This is a genomic window from Pseudomonas sp. BE134, from assembly GCF_031456105.1.
In the GTDB taxonomy this organism is placed as follows: domain Bacteria; phylum Pseudomonadota; class Gammaproteobacteria; order Pseudomonadales; family Pseudomonadaceae; genus Aquipseudomonas.
In genome coordinates this window covers 94353-120043 of record NZ_JAVDUA010000003.1, presented here as the reverse complement: position 1 = coordinate 120043, position 25691 = coordinate 94353, and the positions used below count along the sequence as shown (strand labels likewise).

25 protein-coding genes and 1 pseudogene are annotated in these 25691 nt (G+C 54.9%); 4 read left to right on the top strand and 22 right to left on the bottom strand.

Features of this window, described 5'->3' with window-relative positions:
- Positions 1-7: 7 nt before the first annotated feature.
- A complete protein-coding gene (locus tag J2Y56_RS04100) occupies positions 8-3208 on the top strand; it encodes a hypothetical protein (protein WP_310348773.1) in 3201 nt (1066 codons plus the stop codon).
- 331 nt (positions 3209-3539) lie between these two features.
- Here J2Y56_RS04100 and J2Y56_RS04095 read toward each other — a convergent pair whose 3' ends face one another.
- The 11 genes from J2Y56_RS04095 to J2Y56_RS04045 form a co-directional block, all read right to left on the bottom strand.
- Entirely contained in the window at positions 3540-4982 is a 1443-nt protein-coding gene (locus J2Y56_RS04095; RefSeq protein WP_310348772.1) for an RES family NAD+ phosphorylase, read from the bottom strand.
- Positions 4983-5171: 189 nt separating this feature from the next.
- Positions 5172-6434 carry an SIR2 family protein gene (locus J2Y56_RS04090; protein ID WP_310348770.1) on the bottom strand — a complete coding sequence of 421 codons (1263 nt, stop codon included), beginning with the start codon at positions 6432-6434 and terminating at the stop codon, positions 5172-5174.
- 140 nt (positions 6435-6574) lie between these two features.
- Positions 6575-6832 (bottom strand): hypothetical protein, encoded by a 258-nt coding sequence (locus J2Y56_RS04085; protein WP_310348769.1) that lies wholly within the window; start codon positions 6830-6832, stop codon positions 6575-6577.
- Between the two features lie 53 nt (positions 6833-6885).
- Positions 6886-7224, bottom strand: coding sequence for a hypothetical protein (locus tag J2Y56_RS04080; protein WP_310348767.1), 339 nt, complete (start codon positions 7222-7224; stop codon positions 6886-6888).
- Between the two features lie 1605 nt (positions 7225-8829).
- Positions 8830-9027, bottom strand: a complete 198-nt coding sequence (locus J2Y56_RS04075) for a ribbon-helix-helix protein, CopG family (protein ID WP_310348764.1) — start codon at positions 9025-9027, stop codon at positions 8830-8832.
- A 204-nt stretch (positions 9028-9231) separates the two neighbouring features.
- Positions 9232-10008 carry a hypothetical protein gene (locus tag J2Y56_RS04070; RefSeq protein WP_310348760.1) on the bottom strand — a complete coding sequence of 259 codons (777 nt, stop codon included), beginning with the start codon at positions 10006-10008 and terminating at the stop codon, positions 9232-9234.
- Positions 10009-10010: 2 nt separating this feature from the next.
- Positions 10011-11252, bottom strand: a complete 1242-nt coding sequence (locus tag J2Y56_RS04065; RefSeq protein WP_310348759.1) for a helicase RepA family protein — start codon at positions 11250-11252, stop codon at positions 10011-10013.
- Positions 11249-11638, bottom strand: coding sequence for a virulence-associated protein E (locus J2Y56_RS04060; protein ID WP_310348757.1), 390 nt, complete (start codon positions 11636-11638; stop codon positions 11249-11251). Before J2Y56_RS04060 ends, J2Y56_RS04065 begins: the two co-directional genes overlap by 4 nt.
- The gene (locus J2Y56_RS04055; RefSeq protein WP_310348755.1) at positions 11638-11781 is read right to left on the bottom strand and encodes a hypothetical protein; all 144 of its coding nucleotides are present in this window, start codon (positions 11779-11781) and stop codon (positions 11638-11640) included. The genes J2Y56_RS04060 and J2Y56_RS04055 overlap by 1 nt, the downstream gene beginning before the upstream one ends.
- 3 nt (positions 11782-11784) lie before the next feature.
- Positions 11785-12012 carry a helix-turn-helix domain-containing protein gene (locus tag J2Y56_RS04050; protein WP_310348753.1) on the bottom strand — a complete coding sequence of 76 codons (228 nt, stop codon included), beginning with the start codon at positions 12010-12012 and terminating at the stop codon, positions 11785-11787.
- 529 nt (positions 12013-12541) lie between these two features.
- Entirely contained in the window at positions 12542-13984 is a 1443-nt protein-coding gene (locus J2Y56_RS04045; protein ID WP_310348748.1) for a tyrosine-type recombinase/integrase, read from the bottom strand.
- Positions 13985-14484: 500 nt separating this feature from the next.
- Between J2Y56_RS04045 and J2Y56_RS04040 the strand changes: the two genes are divergently transcribed.
- Positions 14485-14697, top strand: a complete 213-nt coding sequence (locus tag J2Y56_RS04040; RefSeq protein WP_007948735.1) for a hypothetical protein — start codon at positions 14485-14487, stop codon at positions 14695-14697.
- 105 nt (positions 14698-14802) lie between these two features.
- On the opposite strand, the gene J2Y56_RS04035 is transcribed toward J2Y56_RS04040, so the two are convergent.
- Genes J2Y56_RS04035 through J2Y56_RS04025 form a run of 3 tightly spaced genes read right to left on the bottom strand, consistent with a single transcriptional unit; the run spans position 14803 to position 16430 of the window.
- Positions 14803-15513: an SDR family NAD(P)-dependent oxidoreductase gene (locus J2Y56_RS04035; protein WP_007948734.1), complete on the bottom strand. Its 711-nt coding sequence runs from the start codon at positions 15511-15513 to the stop codon at positions 14803-14805.
- A 42-nt stretch (positions 15514-15555) separates the two neighbouring features.
- A complete protein-coding gene (locus J2Y56_RS04030) occupies positions 15556-16212 on the bottom strand; it encodes a DsbA family oxidoreductase (protein ID WP_310348746.1) in 657 nt (218 codons plus the stop codon).
- Positions 16209-16430 carry a 4-oxalocrotonate tautomerase family protein gene (locus tag J2Y56_RS04025; RefSeq protein WP_310348743.1) on the bottom strand — a complete coding sequence of 74 codons (222 nt, stop codon included), beginning with the start codon at positions 16428-16430 and terminating at the stop codon, positions 16209-16211. The genes J2Y56_RS04030 and J2Y56_RS04025 overlap by 4 nt, the downstream gene beginning before the upstream one ends.
- Positions 16431-16750: 320 nt before the next feature.
- Between J2Y56_RS04025 and J2Y56_RS04020 the strand changes: the two are divergent.
- Positions 16751-17904, top strand: a pseudogene (locus J2Y56_RS04020) (AAA family ATPase).
- Positions 17905-18125: 221 nt separating this feature from the next.
- Here J2Y56_RS04020 and J2Y56_RS04015 read toward each other — a convergent pair.
- The 3 genes from J2Y56_RS04015 to J2Y56_RS04000 all read right to left on the bottom strand — a co-directional run bounded on the left by J2Y56_RS04015 (position 18126) and on the right by J2Y56_RS04000 (position 21575).
- Positions 18126-18269, bottom strand: coding sequence for a hypothetical protein (locus J2Y56_RS04015; RefSeq protein ID WP_310348740.1), 144 nt, complete (start codon positions 18267-18269; stop codon positions 18126-18128).
- A gap of 96 nt (positions 18270-18365) precedes the next feature.
- Positions 18366-19490: a protein adenylyltransferase Fic gene (gene fic / locus J2Y56_RS04010; RefSeq protein WP_310348737.1), complete on the bottom strand. Its 1125-nt coding sequence runs from the start codon at positions 19488-19490 to the stop codon at positions 18366-18368.
- Positions 19491-19961: 471 nt separating this feature from the next.
- Positions 19962-21575, bottom strand: a complete 1614-nt coding sequence (locus tag J2Y56_RS04000; protein WP_310348734.1) for a Fic family protein — start codon at positions 21573-21575, stop codon at positions 19962-19964.
- 518 nt (positions 21576-22093) lie between these two features.
- Here J2Y56_RS04000 and J2Y56_RS03995 point away from each other — a divergent pair.
- Positions 22094-23020 carry a LysR family transcriptional regulator gene (locus J2Y56_RS03995; RefSeq protein WP_310348732.1) on the top strand — a complete coding sequence of 309 codons (927 nt, stop codon included), beginning with the start codon at positions 22094-22096 and terminating at the stop codon, positions 23018-23020.
- Here J2Y56_RS03995 and J2Y56_RS03990 read toward each other — a convergent pair.
- From J2Y56_RS03990 to J2Y56_RS03970, 5 genes are all read right to left on the bottom strand, one after another.
- Entirely contained in the window at positions 22937-23254 is a 318-nt protein-coding gene (locus J2Y56_RS03990) for an AzlD domain-containing protein (protein ID WP_310348729.1), read from the bottom strand. The two genes, J2Y56_RS03995 and J2Y56_RS03990, sit on opposite strands and share 84 nt — an antisense overlap.
- On the bottom strand, positions 23233-23949 hold the full coding sequence (locus J2Y56_RS03985) for an AzlC family ABC transporter permease (RefSeq protein WP_310335810.1): 717 nt from the start codon (positions 23947-23949) through the stop codon (positions 23233-23235). Before J2Y56_RS03985 ends, J2Y56_RS03990 begins: the two co-directional genes overlap by 22 nt.
- The gene (locus J2Y56_RS03980) at positions 23946-24359 is read right to left on the bottom strand and encodes a GNAT family N-acetyltransferase (RefSeq protein ID WP_177323452.1); all 414 of its coding nucleotides are present in this window, start codon (positions 24357-24359) and stop codon (positions 23946-23948) included. Before J2Y56_RS03980 ends, J2Y56_RS03985 begins: the two co-directional genes overlap by 4 nt.
- A gap of 43 nt (positions 24360-24402) precedes the next feature.
- Positions 24403-25152 (bottom strand): 2OG-Fe dioxygenase family protein, encoded by a 750-nt coding sequence (locus J2Y56_RS03975; protein ID WP_007949158.1) that lies wholly within the window; start codon positions 25150-25152, stop codon positions 24403-24405.
- A 279-nt stretch (positions 25153-25431) separates the two neighbouring features.
- Entirely contained in the window at positions 25432-25644 is a 213-nt protein-coding gene (locus J2Y56_RS03970; protein WP_007949159.1) for a hypothetical protein, read from the bottom strand.
- Between the last annotated feature and the right edge of the window lie 47 nt (positions 25645-25691).

Below are 25691 nucleotides of genomic sequence, written 5' to 3'. Positions count from 1 at the left end.
ATTTTCAATGAGCGAAACGGTCGAAGCAGCACCCCAGGAAATCTTCAATCAACCGCTGAACGCCTCGGAGCAGGAAGCGGTTGAGGCACTCGTTGCCCAGCACCAGAACAACGCAGCGCTGACCCAGCAACTGGCAGTGGATGCTTCACGGCTGGTCACGTGCAGCGAGGAACGCCTGAAACAACAAGCCGAGAGCGGATTCTTCAAGCGGTTTGCCGGTGCATTCAGCGGCAAGAATCGCCAGAACCAGTTGCAGAACCAGGTTGACGCGCTGCACATGCAGAAATTCGCATGGCACTACCTCAAGCAACTGCAGCAGCAGAACCTGATCAACGCCCAGAGTATTGCGGTGATCCGCAACAACCTGGGCACGATGAACGAATACATCATCGAAACCCGTAATTTCGTCTTGGTGGCGGTCGACAAGATCAATCGCCGCCTGATCCGGGTTGAGAACAACACCAATTTTCACCAATGGTCGCTGAACATCGAAGCGAACAAACGTCGCTACAAATCGATGCCCAAGGGGCTGCTGGTGCTCAACCTGGCGTATGACTTCATGCGCAGCCACCCCGGCGTCATGCTGACCACGCAAGACATCAACCACCTGATCGTCACGCTGGAAAAGCTGGACGTGGACTGTGACGAAGAAGTCCAGCTGTTGAGTTTCATCATCGACCTGATCGATCAGATCGAAACCACCAGCATCGAACGCTACCGCTCGGTCATCGAGCTATCGTTCGAAGAGCACGTCGTCGATTCGTACTTCGTCCAGAAAAACATCTCGGGTTTGGCGTTCAACTCGCTGTATTACCTCTCCGACGAGTACGACCGCATCATCGACATGATCTCGGACGGCGAGGTCTGTGACAGCGACGAGAAGCGCGAGCGAATCATTTCCAGATTCTTTGGCAAGGCGTTTTCCGGCCTTTATACCCAGTACCGGATGCGCGACCTGATAGAGGAAATCATCGGCGGCAGCCTGCTGACTCTGGAGGTTTACAAGGATCAGCACGGTCTTAACGCCTTGCCCGACGAACCCGCCGAAGATGCCCAAGCCGAGCCGGTTGCACTGGTGTCGTCGTTGCCGGACATCCACTCCCACACCTTCTTCGACACCACTGACGATCTTGACGCCCGACACAACTACCTGTTGCTGTTCGCTCTGTGCATCGAGAACTCGGCGTCATTGAACAGACAGGGCCGGGAGTTTCTCGAGTTGCTGGCGCACAAGGCCGGGTGCCCGCAGGCGCCAATTGAAATCGCAGTACTGGCGGACAACCCCCGCAAGGTTCAGGACTACTTGCCGATCCTGCAGGATCTGCTCAAAGGCGACGACAGGACCTACACCTGGCTGCTCGATGCGTTCTACCTGCTGACGCTGTGCCAGAAACAGATCGAAGGTCCTCATGTGCTGCGTATCCTGAACGCGCTCAAGCCCGCACAGTTCAAGGAAAACTTCGCCCGTGGGCTGGTGATCAGTACCGAACAGGATGAAGAGCACGTGCTTGCGGCTGCCGAGAAGTTGCAGCAGCAGACCAGCGGCTGGAAAAACATCGTTCGCTACCGCGAGCTGCGTTTTGAGCAGACCTTCACCGAGGCTCGCGCCAGACTGCGCACGGTCGGTCATGAGGCCAGCAGTCTTTCGTTCGATCTGACGAAAGCGACCCTGAAAGCCTCTGATTATTCGTTCTTCATGGAAGCATGGGACGACTCGTTCCTGAGCAAGGTCAGCAGCAAAGTGGAGGGAACGGCTTACACTCTTGGCCGTGGTTCCTGCCTGTCCTCGCTGAACGAGATGCGCAAGAAAATCAGCGAGTTCATCTCCGGACATTCCAGCACGCTGAACCAGGGTAATCGCATGCTGGCGCGCTGGGGCCTGCCCACGATCTCCTTCAAGGACGAATCCGGCTATGCCGATTTCGAGCTGGACAACTCCGCAGCTAACGGAGACTGGTACGACCAGTTCAATCACTTCGAACGCCAGCTCGACGACACACTCAGTGCCTTTTCAAATGCCTGTGCGGACGTAGCCGAACAGCTCGCGCAATTCATGGAAGGTCGATTCGACGACTCCGTGGTTGAGCGCAAAGCAAAGCAGCGTGCCGAGCGACTTCATCAGGAACAGCAGGAAAAGCTGGCCAAACAGTCGGTCGTCATCGAAAAAGATGACCGGGATCATTTGTTCAGCATCGAGTGGGGTCAGGTACAGCACCCTCCCTGCGACCCCGAGAAAATCCAGTACATCAAGACCGATGGCATCACGTGGTTGATCGTCGACCACGACAACCGGGTGTATCGCAGCCTGGATCGAGAGCACTGGCAGAACGTGCGTCTCAGCGCCACCGACAACGCACCCGCCATCTCCCAGCTGTATTTCGTGGGTGGAATATGGATTGCCATAGCGGGTTACAACGACGGGTTCTATTACTCCCGCGATGCGCAGAACTGGAAACAGAGCCGTTTCCCGGATGCGCAGGGCTGGGAGTTCACCCGAACTGAAGAGGTCATCCGGTTCAACGGCCTGTGGCTATGGAGATTCAAGGAGCGCAAGGAGTACTCCTACGTCGAAAAAGGGCTGATTTTCGACTCTACAAAGACCGGCAGCTACGACGAGGTCGCCATCTTCTGCACCGCCGACCTCGACGGCCCATGGCTGCGCTGGGAAGACGCACCGAACTTCTCGGAGGGAATCGAAGTAGAAAGCATCCAGCCGCTGCCCGATGGAAGCAGCTTACTTGCATTCTGCAAGTACAACTGGGTATTCAAGTCACTGAAGAAGAAGAACAACGCGGCCTCGTTCGTCAGCTATTACGTTGCCGGTAAAGGCTGGCGAACCTGCACCTGGGCGAGCGAAGACGACAGCTACGATGCACCGCTCATCACGCGTATGGGACAGACTGTGATGTGTTTCTACTCGGATCGTGTCATGACGTCCGACAAAGGCTATGAGTGGAAGCTTCAATCCAAAGACATTCGCATCAATGCCAGCGCCCATCTGCGAGATGTCAGTCTGTTTACGACACGCTGGGGGCGAGAGGCGCTCTACGTGAGCCAGACAGGAGAAAACTTTGCGGAACTGGTACTCGAAGAAGGCAATTGGAAGCACTTCGCGGCCAACGAGCAGGGCACCTTGAGCGTCTACTCGCCGAACAAGCATGAAACCTTCCTGCGAAGCGGCAACTACATCTGCCAGCCGAAAGCGTAGCGCGGATCGGGGGGGCATCGTCGATGCCCCCTCTGTCATCAACTCGACGATTCAGTCGATGAACACCCGTAATTTGAAAGAGATGTGACGAGTGGGCGCGTAGGCCATGAACATCGACATTACCTCCAGTTACGAGTCGTTGAACAGCCTTGCCTGGCCGTCGCACAAACGATGGGCGGACTTCTAAGGGACACCGCGAGTGAGTATTCGCTTCTGGTCGAGCATTTTCGGATCTCAAGCGTCCGCTTCTGGCCGATCTCTGCCTGTCACCAAGGGATACAACCGACCCATAGCTAACCGAGTGGATGCTCAATCAGCGCCGGCATGTTCTCTAAAAGTGCGCGTTTTCTCGCTTTTGGTAGCGGTGGCGCACCACAGTGTAAGCGTCACTCTCAACCCTCACCTTTTTGATGTGATGCACCTCAATTGTGTCCGGCAAGATATCAAGCGTTTCCTGTCGTGCATCATGATCCACCTGGGGATCTGCAAGCATGCCAATCAGAGGCCAAATACCTGGCTTGGGAGCGGGTTCTTCCTCTTTCGCTGGAGGGACCTCTTCCCTGACCCAATAGTCTGGGTAGGCCCCATCTTCGTCATGACTGACCGTACTGGCACTAATATCTGTGCCTTCTGGCAGGTCCATGATCGCCACACGAGATGCGCTATGGAACAGTACGATGTTTGCTCCCTCATCTGATTGCGTTGACTCGAAGATGATGCCGTCCAGGAGAGGGGCATTTTCAGTTGCCAGAAAATCAGCGACTGCCTGGGTCGCCAAGTAGTCAAACTCCTGATCATCGGGCATCACTGGGCGGGTCATTTTTCTTCCAAGAGTGCGTAGGAAGGCTACTCGCTCAAGCCGCGGGAGTAATGCTGGATCGAAGAGGCTGCCATCATCATGTGTATTTTCAAGGGCAGATAAATTTAAGAGACGGAGAGGTCGGATGACCTTGAAGCTAGCTAGCACGACGTAGCTGCCGACCGGGGGCCTGACCTCTGCGAGTGCAACGACTTTGGCAGTAGCTCCATAGAATACCGATATGCCGCGAGCATTCATTCGACCTGCTGACGCCATCCGCGCAGGAGGTGAGCTAAGGTGTTGATCTGGTCGACAAAGTGCTTCTTTCAGGGGCTTGTCTGCCTGGAAAACCCTTGCCCTGAATAGCGCCTCGATCGAAGTGCCGGGCCCCGCACTCACTACCAGAGATTTGCCGTCCGAAGTAGAGAGCCGATCTATCCCCCCGAAAACCGCTGCAAGATGAGCTGTAGCTGCTCGCCCGAAGTATCGGGCTTCGGTTCGCAATGTCCTTTCAAAGTTCCGCCATTCTTGTTGCCAGACGTAGGCGTTCAGATCCTTCGGCTCGTAGTGAGAAGTGGGAGCAAATTCCGATTCTTCTCCCATTGTCTTCATTTCAAAATCATCGTGCCGACGACTGAGCATGTCTAGCACGTCCTCGCCTGCCTGGTCAGGTATCTCGGCCGTATTGCCGATAACCCAAAGGACAGGTTCCCCATGTCGCTCCCATGTGTAATCTGGCGCCCAGTTTTCTAGAAGGCTCTGCTCCCAATTATCCGGTTCAGGAGATGTGCGAATGAAGTGCTCCGCGAATGCTTGCTCGATCCGATCGGCAAGAGCCTCAATGGTCCAGCAAAAGCTTTCGGATTCGCAGTAGTTGCACTTGGCCGCTTTGCCAGTAGTCTTGATCTCGCGGGAAAGAAACTGCTCACCCACACACTGGTGACAGATCTGCAGTTCGTCGTTTTGCTGCTCCATTATTGCCCTCCCGGTTTCGCCGAATCTTCTTCATGGTCATGGAATACATCTACCATTTCGTGCTCCTTTGGAGTCGCCGCGATAGGGCAATAGTCACACGTGCTTATGCCTAGAGTTGATGCCAGAAAGCCAAGACAGAGTGCCGGCTGCTTTATGGCCGATTTCTGTCCGTCATGAAGGGCTGTACCCTTAGGCTGGAGACGTCTCCAGCGGAGAAAGGCGAAGGTGCGAAATGAGTTTCGTAACATCCAGATTCTTGGACATCAGGCCGTCATACCAAATCGCAAGCTTGAAGTCTTCGTCGTTTGAGACCTCAAACTCAGCAGCTGTTTTCAGTTTGCCAATACTCCATGGCGATGTAGACCCCGGACCGCTCATTGATCTTGTACGCGTCGGCACTGTAGCTTGAAGGTTCGTAGACCAAGCATCCGCGCGGAACTGAAACGGATCGTCCTTTGCGTCCCCCCATGTGATCACCGCAGCTGGTCGACGCCTGTCGGTCGCCTCAGAGAACGTCGCATTGAGGTGCAGGTCGCCAAACCCGTAACCGATGAAGAGAAGTGCGTCGGACTCCAGAACCAGTTTATTCATCTGGGCGAAGAAGGTTCGAAAGGGCTGCCGGAGCATTTGTTGAGTCTTGCCATATCCGGCAATGATGACTGATGTAGGAAACCGCAGGCTCTCCGTCGTGCTCTGCCCATTACGCCCGCTGGCTTGGCTGGCGTGCCCTTTCTGGGGCGTTTTGCGCCATTCGATGCGGTGCATGTCGGACGGAGTCATATCCATCGCGTAATGGATAGAGCCGTGGGCGTGATACAGAAAATTCCACTCGGTACGATTGAGCACAGCAAGGGGCTCAAATGCGCCCGTCACGTCGTTGAATCCGGTGTACAAGTCTGGGCGCGCCAAGCTGAAAACGTTGTCGTAGTTCAGAGTCACGACACCAATGTCGAACTCGGCGCTTAGGGCATCGAGCATTGATTTGAGATGAGCGATATTCTCCCGCTGGGTGTCAGGAAGGGCCGCGCATACCTCAATGAAGTGCTCAACGATGATGTCCTGCATTCTTCCTGCAAGGTCGATGAGAACGCTAGAGTTAACTGCGGAAACTTCCCGGCCGTATAGAAGAACATCAGGTAACTCCTCCGCGCGCAAGAGTGCATTAGCACCGTTCTCAAACCCACTGTCAGAAAACAAAGATGCCAGCACGTTCACCTGATAGATCACATCCTCGAAGTTTGCCCACTTGCGCAGACCCTCCTTGGGGTTTTTGGCGTAATACGCATTGAGCTCATCGCGGATATGGCTGTAGAGGTTGCGCTCGGGATTATGGGCAAGTGGAAACAACTGCTTTGCGTGGTCATCGAGCAGCTTGTCCACGGCACCTACTGAGGGAAGTCCGAAATCAAGAGAGGCGCCAGCGCCGACGGTGATCAAAAGCTTCTTTTTCACGATAGTCCTTAAGTGCTCCAACACAGTTGGAGAAGCAAAGGCCCAATCAAGGGCCGGTGGTGAGCATCGGATAAATGGGCGCCCGGCTGGGCTTGTGGTGCGCCTGGCGGGAGTATCCATGACTACTAGGCCAAGGCCTGCTACGGCAGCAATAACCAATCAAGCTCCGCATCCAAACCTGCTTGCTTGCCGATCGAGCTCATCAACTTCTCGTAGAGGGTTTCAGGAATGACATCTGGCTTAGCCGCCTTCATTCCATTGACGTAACCGAGCACATATACAGCCGCTTTTTCTGCAAGCGGCATCGGTACTCCCTCACTCACCGCCAAGTTATTCTCAAGTTGCTGGCACAACTGCTCCAACCGTTTTACCAACTGAGCTGGGTCTTCTGTTGTCATAATCGACACTCCTTTTCAACTGAGGACGCGAAAACCGCGCCTCCTCGTCAATGTCACTGTTTAACGTGAAGCGCCCTTGGTATAGGTGAAAGTGGGCAGGTTCCTGAGCCAGCTGTAGTGTCCTCAACCGTCAGAACGCCCAGTGTCGAGGGTCGGAAGCTCAGCACGCAATCTTTACCGAAAGTGGCGGTGATCTTCGGACCATCCACTATCAGAATGTCACCAATAAACGGGCCTTTTTCTTTCGCCGCGGCTTCGGTAAGGGTGACTTCAATGTGACCTTCCTTTGAGTTGACCTGGTAATAGCCTTGGGTCTCCATATCAGCGGCAACGGCCTGACAAATAACGGAAACAGTGACAACGCCTGCGAGCGCAAGAGCAGATAAACGCATTTCTTCTCCAAACTTATGAATGGTGCCGGTACCGCGAGCTTCGCGTGGACTCGTTCAAACAACAAGCTTGACGTAATGCAAGGCTGGTAAGCCCGATTCGTCATCTTCAATCGAGTCCGGCGAATCGCTTATTCATGCCGGCATGCGTATAGGGTTACCGATATCACTATGCCAGTGCAATCGAGAAAGCGCGGCGATATCAGCAGGCTCTACCTGGTGTTCACGGAAAATGAGAGGGGGGGCATATGGGGATATACAGTGTAAGCAATAAGCCAGAATGGCTTTAGGTATGCAGTCGCATGCTGCAAGCATTCACTATCGGGCGAAACCAGAACCGCGTCGACTGTCTGCTTTTGGTTGCTGCCTCTCACGAAGGGTTATATCGGCAGTGCTTATTCGACCCAAATAGGGCGGCCACGGTTGGATTTTCAGTGGACAAACTAGATGGTGATCTACGCGCGGGCCGCGCGCGTACTGCTCCGAAAATCATCAAAACTCTTGCCTGAGGCTTTCAGAGGTCATCAATTTCCTTTTTGGCGCGACTGCTGAATCACTTCATTGGTTCTGAAATCGAACCACTTCAAGTCCAGTTTCTCCTCGAAGGAAGCGAGAAGTCATACAGGATGCTTAAGGGGAGCGTGGTTGTACGTTTCGCACAAACTGCCCCGTATTGGTCAAGCCAGGTGTAAACGATGGTCAGTACCAAGCCAATTTTTGCTAATAGACTGGCCTGTTCACTTGGCCGCCTGGCGAAGGTCCACGCTCGTACTGGTTAAGAAAGTATGAATTTTCACGTCCCTTTGGTGCGCGAGAAATCACCAATCGCTTTGTGACGATTGCTGAAACAGCTCAATGGTTCTGGATTGGGACCACGTCTGCTCCAGTTTCTTTTTTGAAAGCGATCAGCACGGGAGTATTCGGCTCTGGGGGGGGTAGTTTTATGTGGGCTCCCGATTGCGATGTTTTTTATTGTCTCGCTGGGAAATTTTAGGTGGTTCGCTCTTTGGGCGACCCTATCGGGGGCGTTGTCATATCCCCATCGCAGTGTTGTTTTTTAGGTGCACCTCAGGTGCAACACATAACAAGACAAAATGGGACGGACGAGCCTTGATTTCAGGGCTTAGGAGATGTGTTTTTCGTTGCACTTTGTCGGGATAACTCAAAGTGATACGTACCAATTAACTCGGGGCGGGTAGGGGCGTCTGCTTAGAGGACCTATCTCGAATGACTGCTCCTGGCCGATTCTGTTGAAAAAGTCGGTTCTTCCTGACTTCCCGCATACTGACCGCTGAAAACGCCTTTTTTGCGCGCCGCTACGCGAAATCTGAGTTCGGAAGCCTCTGCCGAAAGTAAATACTCCAATCTCAGACGCGTGCTTTTCTGATGCGCAAACCATGGCCGACTTTTTCAACACAATCGGCCGATTGCTGACTATCTCAATCGGTGGAAATCGACAAGAAACCACCATCCAACGTCCATAAAACGACGAATTTTATGAGTGTTCTGCTTTATATACGCGCGCACGCGCGCGTGCGCGTACAGCTCTGAAAATCATCAAAATTCGCACGCTTTAGGGACGACGAAAATCCACCTGTTTCAGTACGCTTAGGGAACTGATGAAACACGGTTCTGGAACAGAACCACGTCACGCTCCAGCTTCTCTTCGATAGCCAGACGCACGAACTCTGAACGGTTGGCGCTGGGATAACGGATCAGCCGATCAATCTCGGCCACGGTTTCAGTTTCAACGGACACGATCAGGCGGATTTTCGGCTGATTCTTGAACAGGCGGTTCTTGCTCATCGCTTACTCCTCGGTCTCAACTAATTACATACTCCCACGGCCGCATAATTCGAAGATTGGGCGGCACTTGGGGTGGGCTTTACATTGCGCCGATGCGCCAATGGTGTTCGGCGCCGCGCCGTTCATGTTTGGCGCACTGGCGCAAGCATCCCAATGCTTGCGCCGATGCGCTGGGGGGTTATAACTTCACTGTCGGGGCGTCGCTCATTCGCTCGTCTCCATCGGGGTGTTGATGTAACGCTGGCGCAGATCAGCGCCAGCCGCGCAGTAACGGCCGGTTGCCGCATGGCAAGCGCGGCAGCTCATCAGGTGGTTGGTGTATGCCGCATCTGCCTCTCGCCATGCCCGTGACGCCGTAGCGGCGGTGTGGACGGTGTGCTGCGGCTCAAGCTGCTCCGCGGCGTGGTCCTCGGCCGGTTGCTCAACTCGCTGCGGCCGGTTGATCCATGTCTGGCTGGCGCGGATCGTGTCGGCCACCAATGCCGCGTCCGTACCGGCCAGCTCGAGAAGGTCGTGCGGCTCCAAATGCCCCTCTTCCAGCAGTACGGCAGGACGGGTGCCGAGTAGGCGCGCGACACGAGGTAGCCAGAGGCTCGACAGAGCAGGTGTTGGCACTGGCGCGGCGAGCGTGCCGATTAGGGCCTTGACGATCTCCGTTTCGGAGAGTGGACGTTTGAAGTTTGGCGCTGCCACTACCGCCAACACGGCATCGCCGTGCTGCTGATGAGCCTTCTGTTTTGCGATAGCAGTGTCGATATCGCCGCATGCTTGCACCACCTGCCCGTCGGCCAACACCAGCATGTGCAGCCAGCAACACGTCGGATCATTGGCCGCATTCAGTTCGGCCATGAGCTCGACACGGTGGTTGCGCACATAGAGTCGGTCGGCATCTGTGATGCGGTCAGCGGGGCGCAGCCGCAGTTTATTTCCGTTGAGCTCGGCAGTGAGGCCGGCCCGGTGCAGGTAGTCCAGGGCGGCCACGGTCAAATATCCTCAAAGTCGACTGCAGGTGACTGGGCATGCTGTCCGCTCTGTGTCCGATTTTCGTCCGGTTCCCGTCCGGTCTGTTCGGTATTAACGATCATTCGACTGTCCGTCCGGTCCGGTTCCCCTAAGAGCGGTAGGACAGGACGGACAAGAAATACATATGGACCGTCGATTCGGATTTGCTGACGATCAGTCAGGGTGTTCTTGACGTCGTAAAAACGCTGGCGAGGAATCTTGGCTTCGACACACTTCGCTTTCCATGCGTCAATTGGGATGTATACCGGGTGATCTTCCCGGCCCTGGCTATTCAGGTGTTCGGCAATCTCCGCGTGCATCTGCTCTAGCGTTTCCAGCGCAGCCTTTTGGTGTTTACCCAGATTTGCCAACACTGTTGCTGCTGGTGCGGTGTACTCAGTCAAACGCAGCGCGGCACCGCCGACCAGGCTGCCGCTGTCGTCGCGTACTGGTACACCGACCATTTCGAAGGCAAGCGATGACGGTTCTTCAGCATCCTTCATCTTGCGCGGGATCAGCCGGACCAACTTGTCTTCACCGCTGCGGCTCACTTCGTATTCGGCGTCCGCGGCACCTTTCAGCGCCGACGATCCGCGTGCGCCTCGCTCGCCATCCTTGCCGCTGTGGTGGACGATCAAGACGGTGGCCTTCCAGGGCCGACGCAGCGCGTCAACATTGCGGATGAACTTCCCCACATCCGTTGCGCTGTTTTCGTCACCTCCGAAGTTACGGGCCATGGTGTCGATCACAACCAGCACCGGGGCTTCGCCAGTAGCTTCTGCAATCTGCTTAACCGCTTCTGCCACTTTTGCAGCATTTGTAGCGCTGGATAGATCCGTGGGGGCTTCTGATACAAACAGCAGTTCCGGCACGGCAGTTTGGTTGTGCTGTGCCCAGGCGTGCAGTCGGCGGGCAATGCCGTTATGACCTTCGCCGGCGACGTAAATCACAACTCCCGGTTTCACGTCATGGCCGTGGAACGGGATGCCGCTGGCAATACAGCATGCCAAGTCCAGGGCTACGAACGATTTCCCCTTGCCGGGCGGGCCGTACATCACCGTCAGTGCGTCTTCCTCGATATAATTGTCAACCAACCAGGCAACAGGTTTGATTGGCATATTGCAGGCCGCTACAAAACGGAAGTCGGGGGTGCTGGTCTGCTGCTGGCACTGTGTTAGCTCCGCCCACTGGTCTCGGTAGGGATCTTTTGTTTTCGCACTCATGCTTTCAACTCCATGCTAGCCAAGCGATCACGCGCCAGCTCGAAGCGACGGCGATCCTCTTCATCCAGTTCCGCGCCCTGAGCAATTAGGGATTTGCCGATGTGGTAGACCATGCGCTCACGCTCGACGGCGGCACGGGTCGGGCCTGGCCGGCGTGGCTTGCTACCGCTATCAGGGAACAGATCGCGCAACTCCAGCCCGACGGCAGTAACGATCTTGACTACCGAACAGCCGGCCCAGCACTTCACCAACAGCTTGCCGTCCTCGGCCTCTGTGATATGCGCGCTGGGAGTCTTGTCGTCATGTGCTGGGCAGCGGGCTATCCACTTGCCCGGTTTCACTTGGCGAACTTTGTCGAGGCGCGGCAACAGCTTGTCGGCGGGCATCACTGCAACACCTCAGCCGCATCATGCGTGGGCAGCGGCAGCAGGATGCCGAGGGTGTACTCAATGCGGTTCAGGTCGGCGGCGCCTTTCTTCAGGCCGAACGCTGCCGGCCCGCGTTGGTTCGCGGGTTGGTGGGTACGCATGGGTTAAGCCTCCTGCGGAGTCAGGAAGGCTTCGACGGCCTCGACGGGCCAGCGAACAGAGCGACCGAAGCGAACGGCACGCGGAAAACCCGGCATTTGCGACCAGCGCCACCAGGTCGTGCGGCTGACTTGATAGAGAGTGCAGAGTTGTGCAGAGGTGCCGTAGGTGCCGGGAATTGGCAGATTAGGTGTTGTATTGGCAGGAGTAGCGCTAGTGTTGTGTTGATGCATATTGAGCTTCCATTTCGAACTGAATTGGATGCCCCTCAGGGATGGGGTAGAAAGCCACTAGTACCGCACGACGGGTCATAGGATCGACATCGGTCGGGTGATACGAATTTGCATTGACGCAAAATCCAGGTGGCTTAAACTCCCAGCGTCTACAAGCATTGCTTGTAGATAGTGAAGCGCAGTCAAAAGCTTCTCCCCATGGGGTGTGTACTGGCTTTGCCGGTATGCACAGGAACGTTCGCGCGTTCCCCCCAGATCAGCCCTCGGCATTCGCGTGCCGGGGGCTTTTCTTTGTCTGCATTCCAGCGGCGACTACGTTCCCAGCAATCCCCAACCCCAGCCTGCAGGGCGTTTCACCTGGGTCTGTACGTCTAGCCAGTAACCGCATAGTAGCGGGGCGTGCAGACAGTTCAACTGCACATTAACGAACGATACTCATTTGTAACGTTGTCTCTACGCACCATACGTGACCATACAGCGCCATATTGTTTCAAATGCACTAGAAATTATTTTTTGTTTTTTTACAATTTCACGACCTCCTCTTCGACAGCATCACCACTTTGGCGGTCTGCTTTTTCCCCAACACCTTGGCGAGCGCGTGCTCGAACAGTTCAATCGCGCGTTGCTTCTCCGGTAACGCCGCCTCGGGGTTATTTCTGTAGTGCAGATTCGCCACACCAGTCTGGCCGTGCGCTTGCAGCAGGTCGGACAGTTGATCGCTGATGCCGTATCGCTGCATCAGTTGGGTGCAGGTTCGGCGCAAGTCGCGCGGCGAGAAGCTGGGGGTCTGCTTCCCCTCAATAACCGCGTGCTCTGACTTCAACCAGTCGGCAAGGGCATGGCGCGGGCTGCTGACGACGATGTGCTGCTTTCCAGTGGTGGTCCACGGCCAGGGGTGACAGCCATTGATCTCCTTCACACGTTCCAAAATGGCGACCGCTCGCTCTGTCAACGGGACTAAATGCGGCCTGCTCATCGTTTGACCTCCGCGACCCTTGCGATGGACCAAGCGCACGGTACCGGCTTCCAGATCGTAGTCATCCCAGGTGGTCTGGCAGATGTTGAGAATGCGCTGCCCGCCTGTGGCAATGACGAACTTAAACAGCAAAGCCATGACCGGCCCGATGCCTTCGGTGGTTTCGACTGTTCCCCAGAACTTGCTCAGCTCCGCATCCGAAAGCGCCCGGGTAGCGGGTGCCGATACCTTCTCGACTACAACTACGGTGGCCGGGTTGCTCACTAGGTTGTAGCTCTTGGCGCTCGACCTGCCGACCGCATTCTCGGCGCGCAGGCCATGATTGAATGCCGCTGACAGGAATGAACGCATCCGTTCGGCCTGTACTTTTGCACCGCGATCCCAGATCGGATTGAGAATGGCGAGAATGTGGTCGGGGCGAATGTCGCGCGCCTTCATCGCCATGATGCTGGGGTGAGGGGCCAACATATTGGTCTGATACAACCGCTCCAGTTCCTTGATGACGCCGGCAGTGGCTCTCCCCCTGCGTGAGTCGATGTAGTCGAGAAACAGCTCTCCGAAGGTGCCGCATGACGCTTCGATTTCGGCGAGGTGCTGGCGCTCTCGGGCTTCCCCCTCCGCTTTCAGGCGTGCAGCTTCGACAGCGCGCTCGTTTTCGGTACGTGCCGCTTCGGCGTCGGCTTCCTGTTTTGCCAGGTACGCCTTCACGTCGCCGTGCGCTTTAGCTATCTGCGCCATTGCGGCGGCTTGGTCGCGCAGTTCCGGCAGGGTAAGGCCGACTTCACGAGCGTTGCGCCGATACACGCCTAGCTTGATCAGCACTTGCTTGCCAGCCAGGTGATAGCGGTAGTAGCAAACGGGCGAGCCCTCGTTCGCCCGCTTGAACACCAGTGCCCCCGTGCCACGTCCTGGCAGGCTTTCGACCAGAGGTGAGCAGCCGGGAGTCATGCCCTTCACCTTCTGATCATTCACAGTCTTCGATGCGTTGCTCGCCATTGGTCGCCTCATCTTTGGTCACAGCTTTGGTCACAGCTTCTTGGGTGACTTTAGACTACAACGTGCAACAAGACGAAACAACGAAACAAGACTAATACCTTGTATATGAACGATTTGTCTCGATTTCGTTACTTGATGAACCATGGAAAAACGCCGAGACAAGCCGCTTGTAATCAGTAGTTCCCGGGTTCGACTCCTGGTGCCGGCACCATATAGAACAACGAAAAAGGCTCACCTTGCGGTGGGCCTTTTTCGTTTATGGGGCTTTCGCTCCTGAATGTTCCCCGATTCGTGTTCGCCCGCCTATTTCGGTCACTTGCGCCCCTCCCGCCGAGAGTCATCATGAGTGCGTATCGATTCATCCAACTCCGGCACCGCGCATCTACAAACCTCACCGAAACGATAAGCGGTCACTGTCGCAAATCAACGAGGCGGCATAATGGCAGCAGTGCTTATGCACAATCTGCCACTTCACTCCGCCGTTGCGAGCCCCTTTTGTAATGAACACCGAACGACATTACTCGATCATCCTGGAGCACAGCGCCGAGGTGCTGCTTGAGCATGCCTCCATGGCGCAGTTAGAGGCATTTTGGGACGCCAACGATACTCGCTACTTCGGGTTGCGCATGGAGGACGAACACAGCGCGCACGCACGAGTGATTGTTACGGACGACGTCCCCGACGAGGAAGATATGGAGCTTTTTGGTCTGTAGAAAAAAGGGCACGGATTTAGTTTTCCAACTGGTGCCGGCGCCATACACAACAAAGCCCTCGTAGAAATACGAGGGCTTTGTTGTGTATGGCGTGTAAAACACGCCTTAGTGACCAGCGCTCTGCCCACCATCCACATGCAGGATTTCCCCGGTGACAAAGTTGGCGTTATCCAGATAAACAACCGCCTGCGCAATGTCGCTGATCTCCCCCATGTGTCCAACCGGGTGCAGATTCCCCAGCGCTTCATGCGTTTCCTCACCATGCATCGGCGTCTTGATGATGCCTGGGGAAACCGCATTCACCCGGATCCCGCGCTTGGCGTACTCAATCGCCAGGGATTTGGTCGCCGCGTTCAATCCACCTTTGGTCAGCGAAGCCAGTACCGACGGCACACCATCAATCGCGTGGTCCACCAGACTGGTGGTGATGTTGACGACGTGGCCTTTGCCTTGCTTTTCCATCTCGGTGATCGCGAGTTGGGTGATGTAGAAGAAGCCATTCAGGTTCACCGACAGCACTGCGGCGTAGTCTTCAGCGGTGTAGGCGGTGAACGGTTTGGCGATGAAGATCCCGGCGTTGTTAACCAAAGTATCGATACGGCCAAAACGTGCGATGGTTTCACGGATGACATGCTGCGCGACCTCCGGATCGCCGATGTCGCCCGCCACGGTGAGGATGTCCGGATCGGTAGACGGCTTGATCGAACGCGACGTGGCAACAACCTTGTAATCAAGATCACGAAAAGCCTTGACCATGCCTGCGCCGAGGCCTTGGGATGCGCCGGTAATTACGATGACTTTTTCCGAATTGCTCATGATGAACCTCGACTAATAAAAGATGATTTAAAAAGTAAGTAATCAGGCTTCGGCGGGGGCCTTCGCCATTTGTCTCAGCATTTGCTCGTAGTACTCGACCGACTGCGATCCGGACACCAGGTGACGACCATTGAGGATCATGGCCGGGACCGAGTTGATCCCGTGCTGGCGGTAGAACGCTTCAAGCTCACGCACTTCTTTCGCATACGCTCCGGACGCCAACACTTCTTGTGCAGCCGCAGCGTTCAGTCCTGCTTCAGTGGCCAGACGAACCAGCGTTTCGCGATTGCTCGGGTTCTGGCCGTCGGTGAAGTAAGCACGCAGCAGGATCTTCTTCAGGTCGACCTGCCGCCCTTCCTGCAACGCCCATAACAGCAATCTGTGCGCATCAAACGTGTTGTAGAAGTGGGTGCGCTTCTCCAAATCGAACGTGAAACCGATGGCCTCGCCACGAGCGATCTGCATCGCTTTGCCAGCGGCGACGTCCTGGGCGGTGCGTCCATATTTGCGCATCAAGTGCTCGACGGCTTTCTCGCCGGCCGCCGGCATGTCCGGGTTCAACTCAAACGGCTTGTAGGTCAGCTGGACCGAGATTTCACCGGCCACGTTCCTGATCGCCTGCTCCAGTGCCGTCGCACCCAACGCGCACCACGGGCACACCACGTCGGAGACAAAATCGATGGAGACGGACGCGGTCATGACTTGCCCTCCGCCTCAGCCAGTTGCTTGCGGTACTGGGTGGTGGTGATGCCGGCGTAGCCCCAGTTATCGGTATCGACTTCTTCGATCACGATGTGGGTCAGGTGCGGATCCTTTTTGAGAACGCGTTCCAGGGTTTCAGTGATTTCGGCGATCACCTGAGCTTTCTGCTCTGGGGTAACGCCATCGCGGGTGATGCGAACGCTGACAAAAGGCATGAGGAATCTCCAAGTGACCTGCCCTTCGGAATGAATGGGTAGGCGTTGGAGCTCAATGTAGGGAGTTAGCTGTTGGGGATAAAGGTGGGGGCGGGAACATCATTAGTTACTTGGTGTAATGAGTTTTATCGCGCAGACAGTAGACAAATGATTTTGCATCCAAAACCATCAATCGCCCAAACGACTATCAGAAAGCGTCCCTTCTGCGCTCAAAATAACCCGGAAACAGCAATCAACCCGCCTCCAGGTCGGACTCCGGACTTTATGCTAAATTATGGCTGGCCAATAATTATGGCGTATCCATAAAAAGAGGTAATTGCATGAGCAGCATTTTTCAGCGCCCTGAATTGGCCGAAGAAATGGCGAACCAGCTTCTCAATCCGGGCGTTCTCGATGAAGGTTTGCGCTCAGGTCTGTTTTTATCCGGCCTGCGCAGGACCGGTAAAACAACATTCCTGAGGAGCGATCTCATCCCTGCTCTGGAAGAAGCGGGTGCTCTGGTCATTTACGTCGACCTATGGAGTGACACGCTAGCCAATCCAGCGACACTGGTGCATGACGCCATCCGTAAAACCCTGCAGGAGCTCCAAACACCAGGCTCCGGTTTGCTCGAAGTGCTCAAGCGTGTCAGTGGTGCTGATGTGGGCGCTGAAGGATTCAAATTTGGTTTCAAACTCGACAGCATTGGGAACTCAGGTGGGCCAACGCTGGCGCAGGCGCTGACAGAGGTTGTCGATCAAGCGAAAACCGACTTGGTGCTGATCATCGACGAAGTGCAGCACGCCATTTCATCCGACGATAGTAATCGGCTGCTTCTGGCACTCAAAGCAGCTCGCGATGCGATCAATCCTCGACCAGATACACCGGGGTACTTTCTGTTTATTGGAACGGGATCGCACAGGGCGCAAGTCAGCGAACTGACGGCGAAGAGGAGGCATTTTCTGGGGCGACATCGACAGCGTATCCGGTGCTGAAAGGGGATTACGTTGAATATTTGCTTAACCGGCTCGCTGCGACGGTGAAGAAAGAAAAGCTACCTTCACTCGAAGTCGCCATCGAAGCATTCAATACCTTGGGAAACCGGCCCGAGGAAATGCTCAAAGCGTTGCGACAACTCATGCAGCAAGAAGGTGATCCCGATCTGTTCCTGCCTGTTATTGCCAGCACTTTGCGCTCGGCAGCGGCCAGCATCGAACTAGAAAAAGTGGAGCTGTTAGGCAGCCTGGCTCAGGCTATTTTCAACAAAATCGCGTCTACGGAAGGCGATGCTCGGGGGATTTTTTCCATCGATGCTGCGGCTGAGTATTCGAAGACTGTGGGCCGTGAGGTGCGAGTCGAAGAGATTCAGCCGGTGGTGATTGCGCTGGTTGCCGAGAACATCATCATGCGACGCGGGCATGGGATATACGCGATTACTGACCAGTTTGTTCAGGAGACTTGGCTGGAAGAACGAGCGTTGATTGAAGCTAGTTAAATCTAAAATTGCACAATCGGAATACAAAACAATGAAAAAACGTCCGTTGTTCGGCTTGCATTGAGAGCAAAAAAAAACAACTCCCAAGAGCCACCATATAATATTTTATGTCAACACCACCTTCACGCCTTCAGCATTATAGAAGGCGATAAAAGATAAGTCGCAATCCTGTTTACTCGAACAATCCTGTGAGAAAAATTCATTTTGAGGTTAACAGCATATCAACCTCCGCCCCCAATAAATTCTTTTATTATTGCATACACCACCTCCTCTTTCGGACCTGAAATTGAAAACTGCCCACTTGATTTTGCCTCAAAGAAAGTTTTATCTGCAGCTCCTTGAACTGTAAATTTTGCCTTATCCACATCAAACGCCTTACCAGGAAAACTTCTACGCACATCATCTAGCGCATTGCCAACGCTTGGCCCCGAATCAATCGGGGCTTTTAGTTTCCGCTCACTCTAGCCAGCGTAATTTCTGAATTCGTTGCTGTCGCGGACGAGTAATTGCATCAATTTCGGATGGATAAAAAGCTTCTCCTTTCCGACCTGAACCTCTTCCAAAACACCTATAGTCACCAGTTCTTTGAGGTGACGAGAGGCCGCCTGGCGCTGAGCAATTTTCTTCTCGACGACGTTGCTGATACGACAGTAAGGTTGCTCGAAAATGACATCGACCAGTTCACGCGTGTAGGTTTTTGGCAGTTGCTCACGCACAAACTGTGTGGTGTGTTCGGACAATGCCCTAATGGCCGCAATCTTGGCCGTCGTCCACCGAGCGGTCTCCTCCACGGCGCTCAGCATGAACAACAACCACGGTTCCCAAGCCTGTTTTGTCGTGACCTCCAGCAAGAGCCGGTAGTAATCGGCTCGGTAGGCAATGATGTAGCGACTGAGGTAAAGGATAGGCAAGTTCAACAGCCCTTCCTGGATCAAAAACAAGGTATTGATGACCCGTCCGGTGCGGCCGTTACCGTCGATAAAAGGATGGATAGCCTCGAATTGATAATGCCCGACCGCCATTCGAACGAGGGGATCAAGGTCGGTTTCGTTGTGTAGAAAGCGTTCCCAGTTGGCCAGAAGGTTACGCAAATGCTCCTCCCCTTCGGGCGGGGTGTAGATAACTTCACCGGTGCGGTCATTCGCGAGTTGGGTGCCTGGTGTCCGGCGGATATCCAGGTTCACCCCCTTCAGGGTGCGACAGATTTCTACAGCGGTATTGGTGGACAGCGGTCGTTCGGCCAAGGAGTGGAAGCCTTGATTCAGCGCTGTCCGATAACGCAACGCTTCCTTGGTCGCCGGGTCTGCATGGTTTTCAGTGTCTTGAGCATGCTGAAACAGCAAATCCGTGGTGGTGACGATACTTTCTATTTCCGAGCTGTCTTTCGCTTCCAGCAGGGGAATTGTATTGATCAGGACCGTCTGATTCGGGATCAACTCTGCCGCTTGCTTCAACTCGGCCAAAGCGGTGCGTGCCTCAATACACTTTTTTAGGACGGCACGTGTTTCTATCTCTATTCCTGGCGGTAACAAAGGTAGTTGGTTGTATGGCCTGTCAGCCTGCCATGGCAGTAACGGTTCGGTCATGGATGCAATCCTGGTCATTTTGTATGTTTTTTAAGCAGAAATAGCCTTCACTCATGTCGCCAGTGTAGACATCAGGCCATAACGTGTCGCAATTTTTCACTTTTTGCGACACGTTATGGGAACGTGTCGCCGCGGACGACATGTTGGCGACACGTGTCGCCGAAATCGGATTTTTGCGACATGAGTGTTATCGCGAGGAAGGTTGCTACCGCTTGAGTGCAAAAAAGGCGTTGTTTGTGAGACTTTTGGGGCTGCTACGCAGCCCAGCGCAAACGCTGCTTCATCCGCAGTGGAGCCGCTAATCAAGCGCCACTCCCGCTCAATCGGCGTCCAATGCTGCTGACGTGCGCGCCCCAGCGGTATCGGCCAATACAACAATCTGCGCCGCCCGCTTGATGATGCAGACTATAAAAAAAGCCCCGAATCAATCGGGGCTTTTTTCTTTGCCTGAGCGAGCCCAGCTTGAGTCCATCATCTGCCTACAGGCTGATTCGGGTGGTATCGATCACTCACGCTACTGTCTATCGGCTCTTCCCCCCCCATCGACTGAGCCACAGCTTCGGTAATGGCGTCCCAAATGTCAGGCCTTGTCAGCACAGGCATTTCCTTTGCCAGGACGTTGCTCAGCTTCCCTTCGTTTTGCTCCATGGATTGCAGGAGCCGATCAGCCTGTTGATCCGGCATTTCAACGACCTCCTTGATCGCCTGTCTGGCCCTTATGTGGCTACGTAAATACCGCGACTCTTCACGCATTTGTTCAGTGATCGTGCGGCGAATGACGTTCGAGATGAACACTACGTGTGGCCCAAGGTTTGGATACCGCCACACCGGACGTGCCTGATCCTGGCCTGTGAATTCAATGTTCGAGACCACGCCGTCAGGGTACTGCGTACGAGTACTGGCGAACGTTACCTGGTCTCGTATGCCCTGCATGAGTGGTTTTGAAACATGATCCAGCACGCTGTCATACAGGCGCCGCTCAGCCGAGTCGTCGGTGATAACCGCTGAAATCGGAAGAATCACCGGGTCTGGAATAGCCCCATCACGACGCAAAATGTCGTTGATCAGGAAGCGATGGACCCGGCCGTTGCCATCAGCCAGCGGATGGATATAGACGAAAGCAAACGCGGCCACAGCGCTACGCATGACCGGGGATTGCCCTTGGGTGCGATTCAGAAAAACGCGAATGCCTTCTAACATCCGTTCCAAATCACTCTCCGGGGGAGCGACATAATGGACAATCTCCTGATAGCGAACCGTTTCGCCAACAAACACGGGAGATTGCCGAATCCCCAGGCGTGTCAGTGTGGTCACTGCGCCAAGGATTTCTTCCTGCATCTCAGCCAGTGCAACATCGGTGAGCGGCAAGTCGCCCTGACCGGTTCGTCGCGCCAACACATCTGCGAAACGCTGGATACGGGTAGAACGATCCGCCTCCCCTTCAATCGCGAAACTGGCTTTGCTTTCCCGAAGTGTCATCCATGCGGCGGCGCGCAGCAGAAGGGCTTCGCCAAATTCAGCGGTCAGTTGACCAAAAAGGTGAGGCACATCGAGGTCCGCTGCTGACTTGACTGCGGCTGTCTTGACGACGATTGGGCAGAAGTAACTCGTGCCCGGCAGGTTGTCATTCACTCGCCAACGCGGCACCTTCACCGCCTCTTCGGGTGACGCCGCCACCATAAGGTCGGCGTTGATGGCGTTGACATACTTACCGCCTATAGGCTCGGGCGCTTGCAATTGCTCGCCTGTGAGCCACTCAAACAGAAACGCTGCCCTGCGTGCATATTGACCGGTGGGCTCAACATTTAACCAGTCTTGTACCGGTGCGGGACCCTCCTTGGTAAACAAGCGGCTCAAGAACTCAAGGTTCGGGACTTCATGCCGTAGGTGAAATTGCAGATGGGATGAGAGGTCCGGAGCGGGGCGCATATTCTCCGTATAGGTCTCAACACGAAACCCATCTTCGACTTGAGTTGACCGTCGGCTACCGACCTGACTTAACACGGGTAGCCGTGCAATCGGCAGCACGTCGAATGTCGTCGCTAGCCAGGCAGCACCGATGGGGTCTACGGGAAACTCGCTCACGGTCACACTCCTTTGAACAACTCGGCTGAAATCAAAAATGCCTACAAATGGAGAGTAACGATCAAAATCAGGTTTTGCCGCATAAAAACGATTATTTTTTGATGGATTTGCATAAAAACGAATATTTCAGACGCGTCAGATTGATCCGGCCTGATCCCTGAACGCATAAAAACGAGTTTCCGCGCTCAAAAATGATCATAAATCCTGACTTTTGCATAAAAACGTTTCGAGGGCGGCCAGCCTTACGAAGTTCGCAGGACGAAACCCGCACCGACAACCCCATTCTCACTCCAAAAAAATGCCCAAACCTCCCGGCCCGAGCATTCTTTTTTTCCCGATCACTTACCCTTCCCCAAAAACCCCGACGCGCAGTAATCTCCAACCATCGGACGCCAGCATCATTTCGCTACTAAACTCGGGACAAGCAGGTTCAGGTGCAGGATTATAGCCAGCACGTATCGCTCAACCGACGGCCAGGTACTCAACAATAACCAGCCCACTTCAGAGGGCATTACCCCATGGATAGCAGAACCCTACGCAACCTCATGCGCATTGTGCAGACCGGCTCTTTGTCGGCGGCGGCAGAGCATTCCTGTTTAACGGTGCAGGCATTGGCTGCGCAGTTGAACAAGGTCGAAGAGCAATTTGGTTTTCGGTTGTTTCGTCGCTCCAACAAGGGATTGACCCTGACCACCCAGGGCTCGGAGCTCACCCCTTACATGGACAAGGTGTTGCTGGCCACGCGGCAGCTGGAAGAAAAAGTGGCTTCGCTGAAGGTGCCTGGGCAACGCACGCTCAAGGTGGCGCTGAACACCACGCTTTCGTCTGACTTCAATCGGCGAATGATCGGACGCCTGATTGAGGTATTTCCCGACTATCAGCTGGAATTCAGCTACGCCGAGTCGATGGAAAACCTCAGCAAGCTCAAGAATGAAGATTTCGATCTGGCCGTGTTGATCGGCCCGCAGCAGCCGGGATTGCCAAGCATTATCCTGCCCGAGGTTCAGGTGCAGGTAGTCGGTGCCCATTGCGGTCAGGAACATGATCCGCTGGTGATGCTGGGCAACAAGTTTCAGGTGCGTCCGGCCGGCGATTGCCCGTATTCCCACAGTTTTTTGCGTTTTCTCGACGCCGGCCTTGGCAATTACGAGTCGAACAAGCGGATGGTCTATTCCTGCAGCGAGACGCTGACGCTGTCGCTGATCACGCAGATGGATGGCCTCGGCATGGTGTCTCGTGACGCGGCCCAACGTAACGGCTTGACCATTTTCCCTGGCTTCGAAGATGCCCTCGAAGTCCGGTTGGCGGTCAATAACCCTGAGTTGTCGGGCCAGGCCTTGCAAGACGTAGTCGACCTGCCGCTACAGGAACGAGCCGAGCGCAATATACGCAGCCGTTCCCACCGCAACGGAGAGAAAGAGGTTTTTGCTGAAGTACGCACATAACAACGTCGGAATTGCGGCATAAAATTCCGGGCGATCGAGCTGCAGGTGTTGATCCTTGATCAACAACGGCGTGAGGCTTATGGCAGCAACGATCGCCACGGGCAAAAATTCCAGCGCCCGAGCGATGAAGGGCGGCCAATGGTCAGTGTTCACTTGCAGCGGCAGCGCTCGCGGCAGGAACGTCACGGCCATCATGAGCACAACGACCAGAATCAGGAACGTTTGGTCAGGCATACACCCACCCCACAGCCCACAAAAGTGGCGATAAATACGTTGAACGGCGAGCTGCCGACCAGGCTCAGCGCGCCCATGCAAGCGACGGCGGCCAGTGCGGCGATGAGTTTGTTACGCGTATTGCACAAAGAAACCAGCACATAGAGCATCATCGCCGTCAGCGCGTAGTCGAGCTGATACTTGATCAAATGCGCCGCGTACTGCGCGCAAATCGCCCCGAGCAAACCGCCGAGCACCCATGAGGTGTGGCAATACAGATTGAAGCCGATCAGGTATCGCACATTGACCGGCGTACCTTTGCCCAGTTTGACGCTGTGGAAAGCGAACGATTCATCGGTCAAGCCACCCGCATAACACCAACGCTCAAAACGACTGAGCCCCATCGCCTGCAACGCCTTGGCCATGTAGACCGACATCAGCATGTGCCGCGCGTTGATCAGAAACGTAGTGAGGACAATGGTGGTCAGCGACGCACCGCTGGAAATCAGCGCCAGGGCGGCAAACTGCGAAGCGCCCGCGTAAACGAACAGGCACATGGCGACCGGCAACCATAAAGGCATCCCGGCATTGACCGCCATCAGGCCGAACACAAACGCCACCGTGAAATAACCTGCCACCACCGGGCTGGCCTCCGCAAAAGTGCGCGAACGCGGTGGCCGGACCATCAGCGGCTGGCTGCTGGACGTCTCATTCATAGATCCCTCTCTAATGTTCTTTCGCCGCGCGGTTCGCAAAAACCCTGGGCACTCCAAAAGCGTTGGCCGGCGAGGTTCGCATCGTCGACAAACAGGAACATGCGCAGCACGCCCACACGTTTCATGTCCGCCGATGCCGCTTCAACCAACCGTTGACCGACACCCTGGCTGCGGTACATCGGGCTCACCGCCAGGTGGTTGATGGTGCCGCGACTGCCCAGCATGCCGCCTAGTACCGCGCCGACGATTTCGCCACTGAGGTCCAGCGCGATGAACGAGGTGGTGGTCTTTTGCACCAACACCCCGCGCAGGCATCTGGCGTCCTGCCATTCGCAGAAAGACACCTCTTCAAATTGCCGAAAAAAGCGTTCCAGACGCGGTGCATCTTTGGCCGTCGTGCGTCGCAACATCACCGGTGCAGGGCACTCGGTGAGGTTCATGGGGTCGAGCTGTTCAGCGAACAATGTCAAAAGCGGTCCCGGGCCGCGAGAAGGAGATCGCCAGAATTTGTCGATAGGCCATGTTGTGGGAGTGGGTATTGCGCGCCGGTGTGACGTAGTGGCGCATGTCCCGATCAAGGAAGTAAGTGGTATCGAGAATGTCCGTGTACGTTGTCGACGCCAAATGCTCTTGTTCATGGGCGCTGTACAAGCGGCTCTCCGCCCCCTCCACATTATTACGCCCCCAAAAATGTACGCCGCTGAACGGGTAGCCGTCGCAGTGAATACCTTCCGGGGTGATTTCCAATTGTTTACCTGGCTTGATCTCGATACGGATCTGGTGAATCTGGCACTGCCAGATTTCGTCGTGCAGTTCCGGTGGCAGGACGTTTTTGTACACGTCGAAATCGGTGTCGATCAGGCTGCGCATCACCGGTGAATGGATGATTTCATCGGAGAAGTCCTGGAAGTGCCGCACCATTCCGCCCACATAGCTGTTGTTGGCCTTGGACTGAACGTAAGCGCGGTGTTCCAGCTGGGTCAGTTCGCGCGTAACAGGGTTGTATTCGAAGTCGCTGTAGCGGCGATACCGATTGCCCGCTTCGGCCTGACCGTAGTAACTGTCGGGCTCCATGTTTTCCCAACTTCGCGTCAATCTGACGAAGTCGGAGAAGTGTCCGAATAAATTGAAATCACTACTTTTGACGTTGACGTATTTATCGCGCCGTAGCGATTCGCCCACTTCTTTATTCAAAACGAGCATTTTTAAAATCTCCGTGCATTTAGCTACCTAATCTAGAGAGCACAGAATTTGCGTCCATGAGAAAGAATTTCAGGCATCTCAAGCACGGCTTGAAACGGCGTTTGAAGCGGCTTTGAGTCGACTTTTACGACTGAAAACAGCCGTTTTCAGTGCTTTTTTACTGTGTCGAAGTAAAAATCAACGAACCCGTCCGGGGATTTTTTGTAGCTCGCAAAGTCATCGCCCATAAAAAAGCGCCGCCATCCCGGCAGCGCTTTATCAATCCTTTGTTTTTTCTTCTTATCCTTCCATCACATCCCACAACGCTTCCAGTTCCGCTTCGCTGAATAAACCAGCGGGGTAACGCTCGATCATCGTCCGGCGCGGATCAGGTGCACTGATCTGACGCATTCCATTGGACTTCAACCAGTGCCCAAGATCCTGGAGCGATTCACCATTAATTGCCAGGGGATGCAACGCCCGCTCGCTCACTACATTTACTTCGGCGTTCATTTCAGCGCTCTCTCCTGGTTCGTGAGCGGCTAACTTATCCAAGGTTT

Bases quoted from the DNA above. Each gene is read 5' to 3' on its own strand.
- J2Y56_RS04100 (WP_310348773.1), top strand. From the start codon at position 8: ATGAGCGAAACGGTCGAAGCAGCACCCCAGGAAATCTTCAATCAACCG.
- J2Y56_RS04095 (WP_310348772.1), bottom strand. From the start codon at position 4,982: ATGGAGCAGCAAAACGACGAACTGCAGATCTGTCACCAGTGTGTGGGT.
- J2Y56_RS04085 (WP_310348769.1), bottom strand. From the start codon at position 6,832: ATGACAACAGAAGACCCAGCTCAGTTGGTAAAACGGTTGGAGCAGTTG.
- J2Y56_RS04080 (WP_310348767.1), bottom strand. From the start codon at position 7,224: ATGCGTTTATCTGCTCTTGCGCTCGCAGGCGTTGTCACTGTTTCCGTT.
- J2Y56_RS04075 (WP_310348764.1), bottom strand. From the start codon at position 9,027: ATGAGCAAGAACCGCCTGTTCAAGAATCAGCCGAAAATCCGCCTGATC.
- J2Y56_RS04065 (WP_310348759.1), bottom strand. From the start codon at position 11,252: ATGAGTGCGAAAACAAAAGATCCCTACCGAGACCAGTGGGCGGAGCTA.
- J2Y56_RS04060 (WP_310348757.1), bottom strand. From the start codon at position 11,638: ATGCCCGCCGACAAGCTGTTGCCGCGCCTCGACAAAGTTCGCCAAGTG.
- J2Y56_RS04055 (WP_310348755.1), bottom strand. From the start codon at position 11,781: ATGCGTACCCACCAACCCGCGAACCAACGCGGGCCGGCAGCGTTCGGC.
- J2Y56_RS04050 (WP_310348753.1), bottom strand. From the start codon at position 12,012: ATGCATCAACACAACACTAGCGCTACTCCTGCCAATACAACACCTAAT.
- J2Y56_RS04045 (WP_310348748.1), bottom strand. From the start codon at position 13,984: ATGGCGAGCAACGCATCGAAGACTGTGAATGATCAGAAGGTGAAGGGC.
- J2Y56_RS04040 (WP_007948735.1), top strand. From the start codon at position 14,485: ATGAACACCGAACGACATTACTCGATCATCCTGGAGCACAGCGCCGAG.
- J2Y56_RS04035 (WP_007948734.1), bottom strand. From the start codon at position 15,513: ATGAGCAATTCGGAAAAAGTCATCGTAATTACCGGCGCATCCCAAGGC.
- J2Y56_RS04030 (WP_310348746.1), bottom strand. From the start codon at position 16,212: ATGACCGCGTCCGTCTCCATCGATTTTGTCTCCGACGTGGTGTGCCCG.
- J2Y56_RS04025 (WP_310348743.1), bottom strand. From the start codon at position 16,430: ATGCCTTTTGTCAGCGTTCGCATCACCCGCGATGGCGTTACCCCAGAG.
- fic (WP_310348737.1), bottom strand. From the start codon at position 19,490: ATGACCGAACCGTTACTGCCATGGCAGGCTGACAGGCCATACAACCAA.
- J2Y56_RS03995 (WP_310348732.1), top strand. From the start codon at position 22,094: ATGGATAGCAGAACCCTACGCAACCTCATGCGCATTGTGCAGACCGGC.
- J2Y56_RS03990 (WP_310348729.1), bottom strand. From the start codon at position 23,254: ATGCCTGACCAAACGTTCCTGATTCTGGTCGTTGTGCTCATGATGGCC.
- J2Y56_RS03985 (WP_310335810.1), bottom strand. From the start codon at position 23,949: ATGAATGAGACGTCCAGCAGCCAGCCGCTGATGGTCCGGCCACCGCGT.
- J2Y56_RS03980 (WP_177323452.1), bottom strand. From the start codon at position 24,359: ATGTTGCGACGCACGACGGCCAAAGATGCACCGCGTCTGGAACGCTTT.
- J2Y56_RS03975 (WP_007949158.1), bottom strand. From the start codon at position 25,152: ATGCTCGTTTTGAATAAAGAAGTGGGCGAATCGCTACGGCGCGATAAA.
- J2Y56_RS03970 (WP_007949159.1), bottom strand. From the start codon at position 25,644: ATGAACGCCGAAGTAAATGTAGTGAGCGAGCGGGCGTTGCATCCCCTG.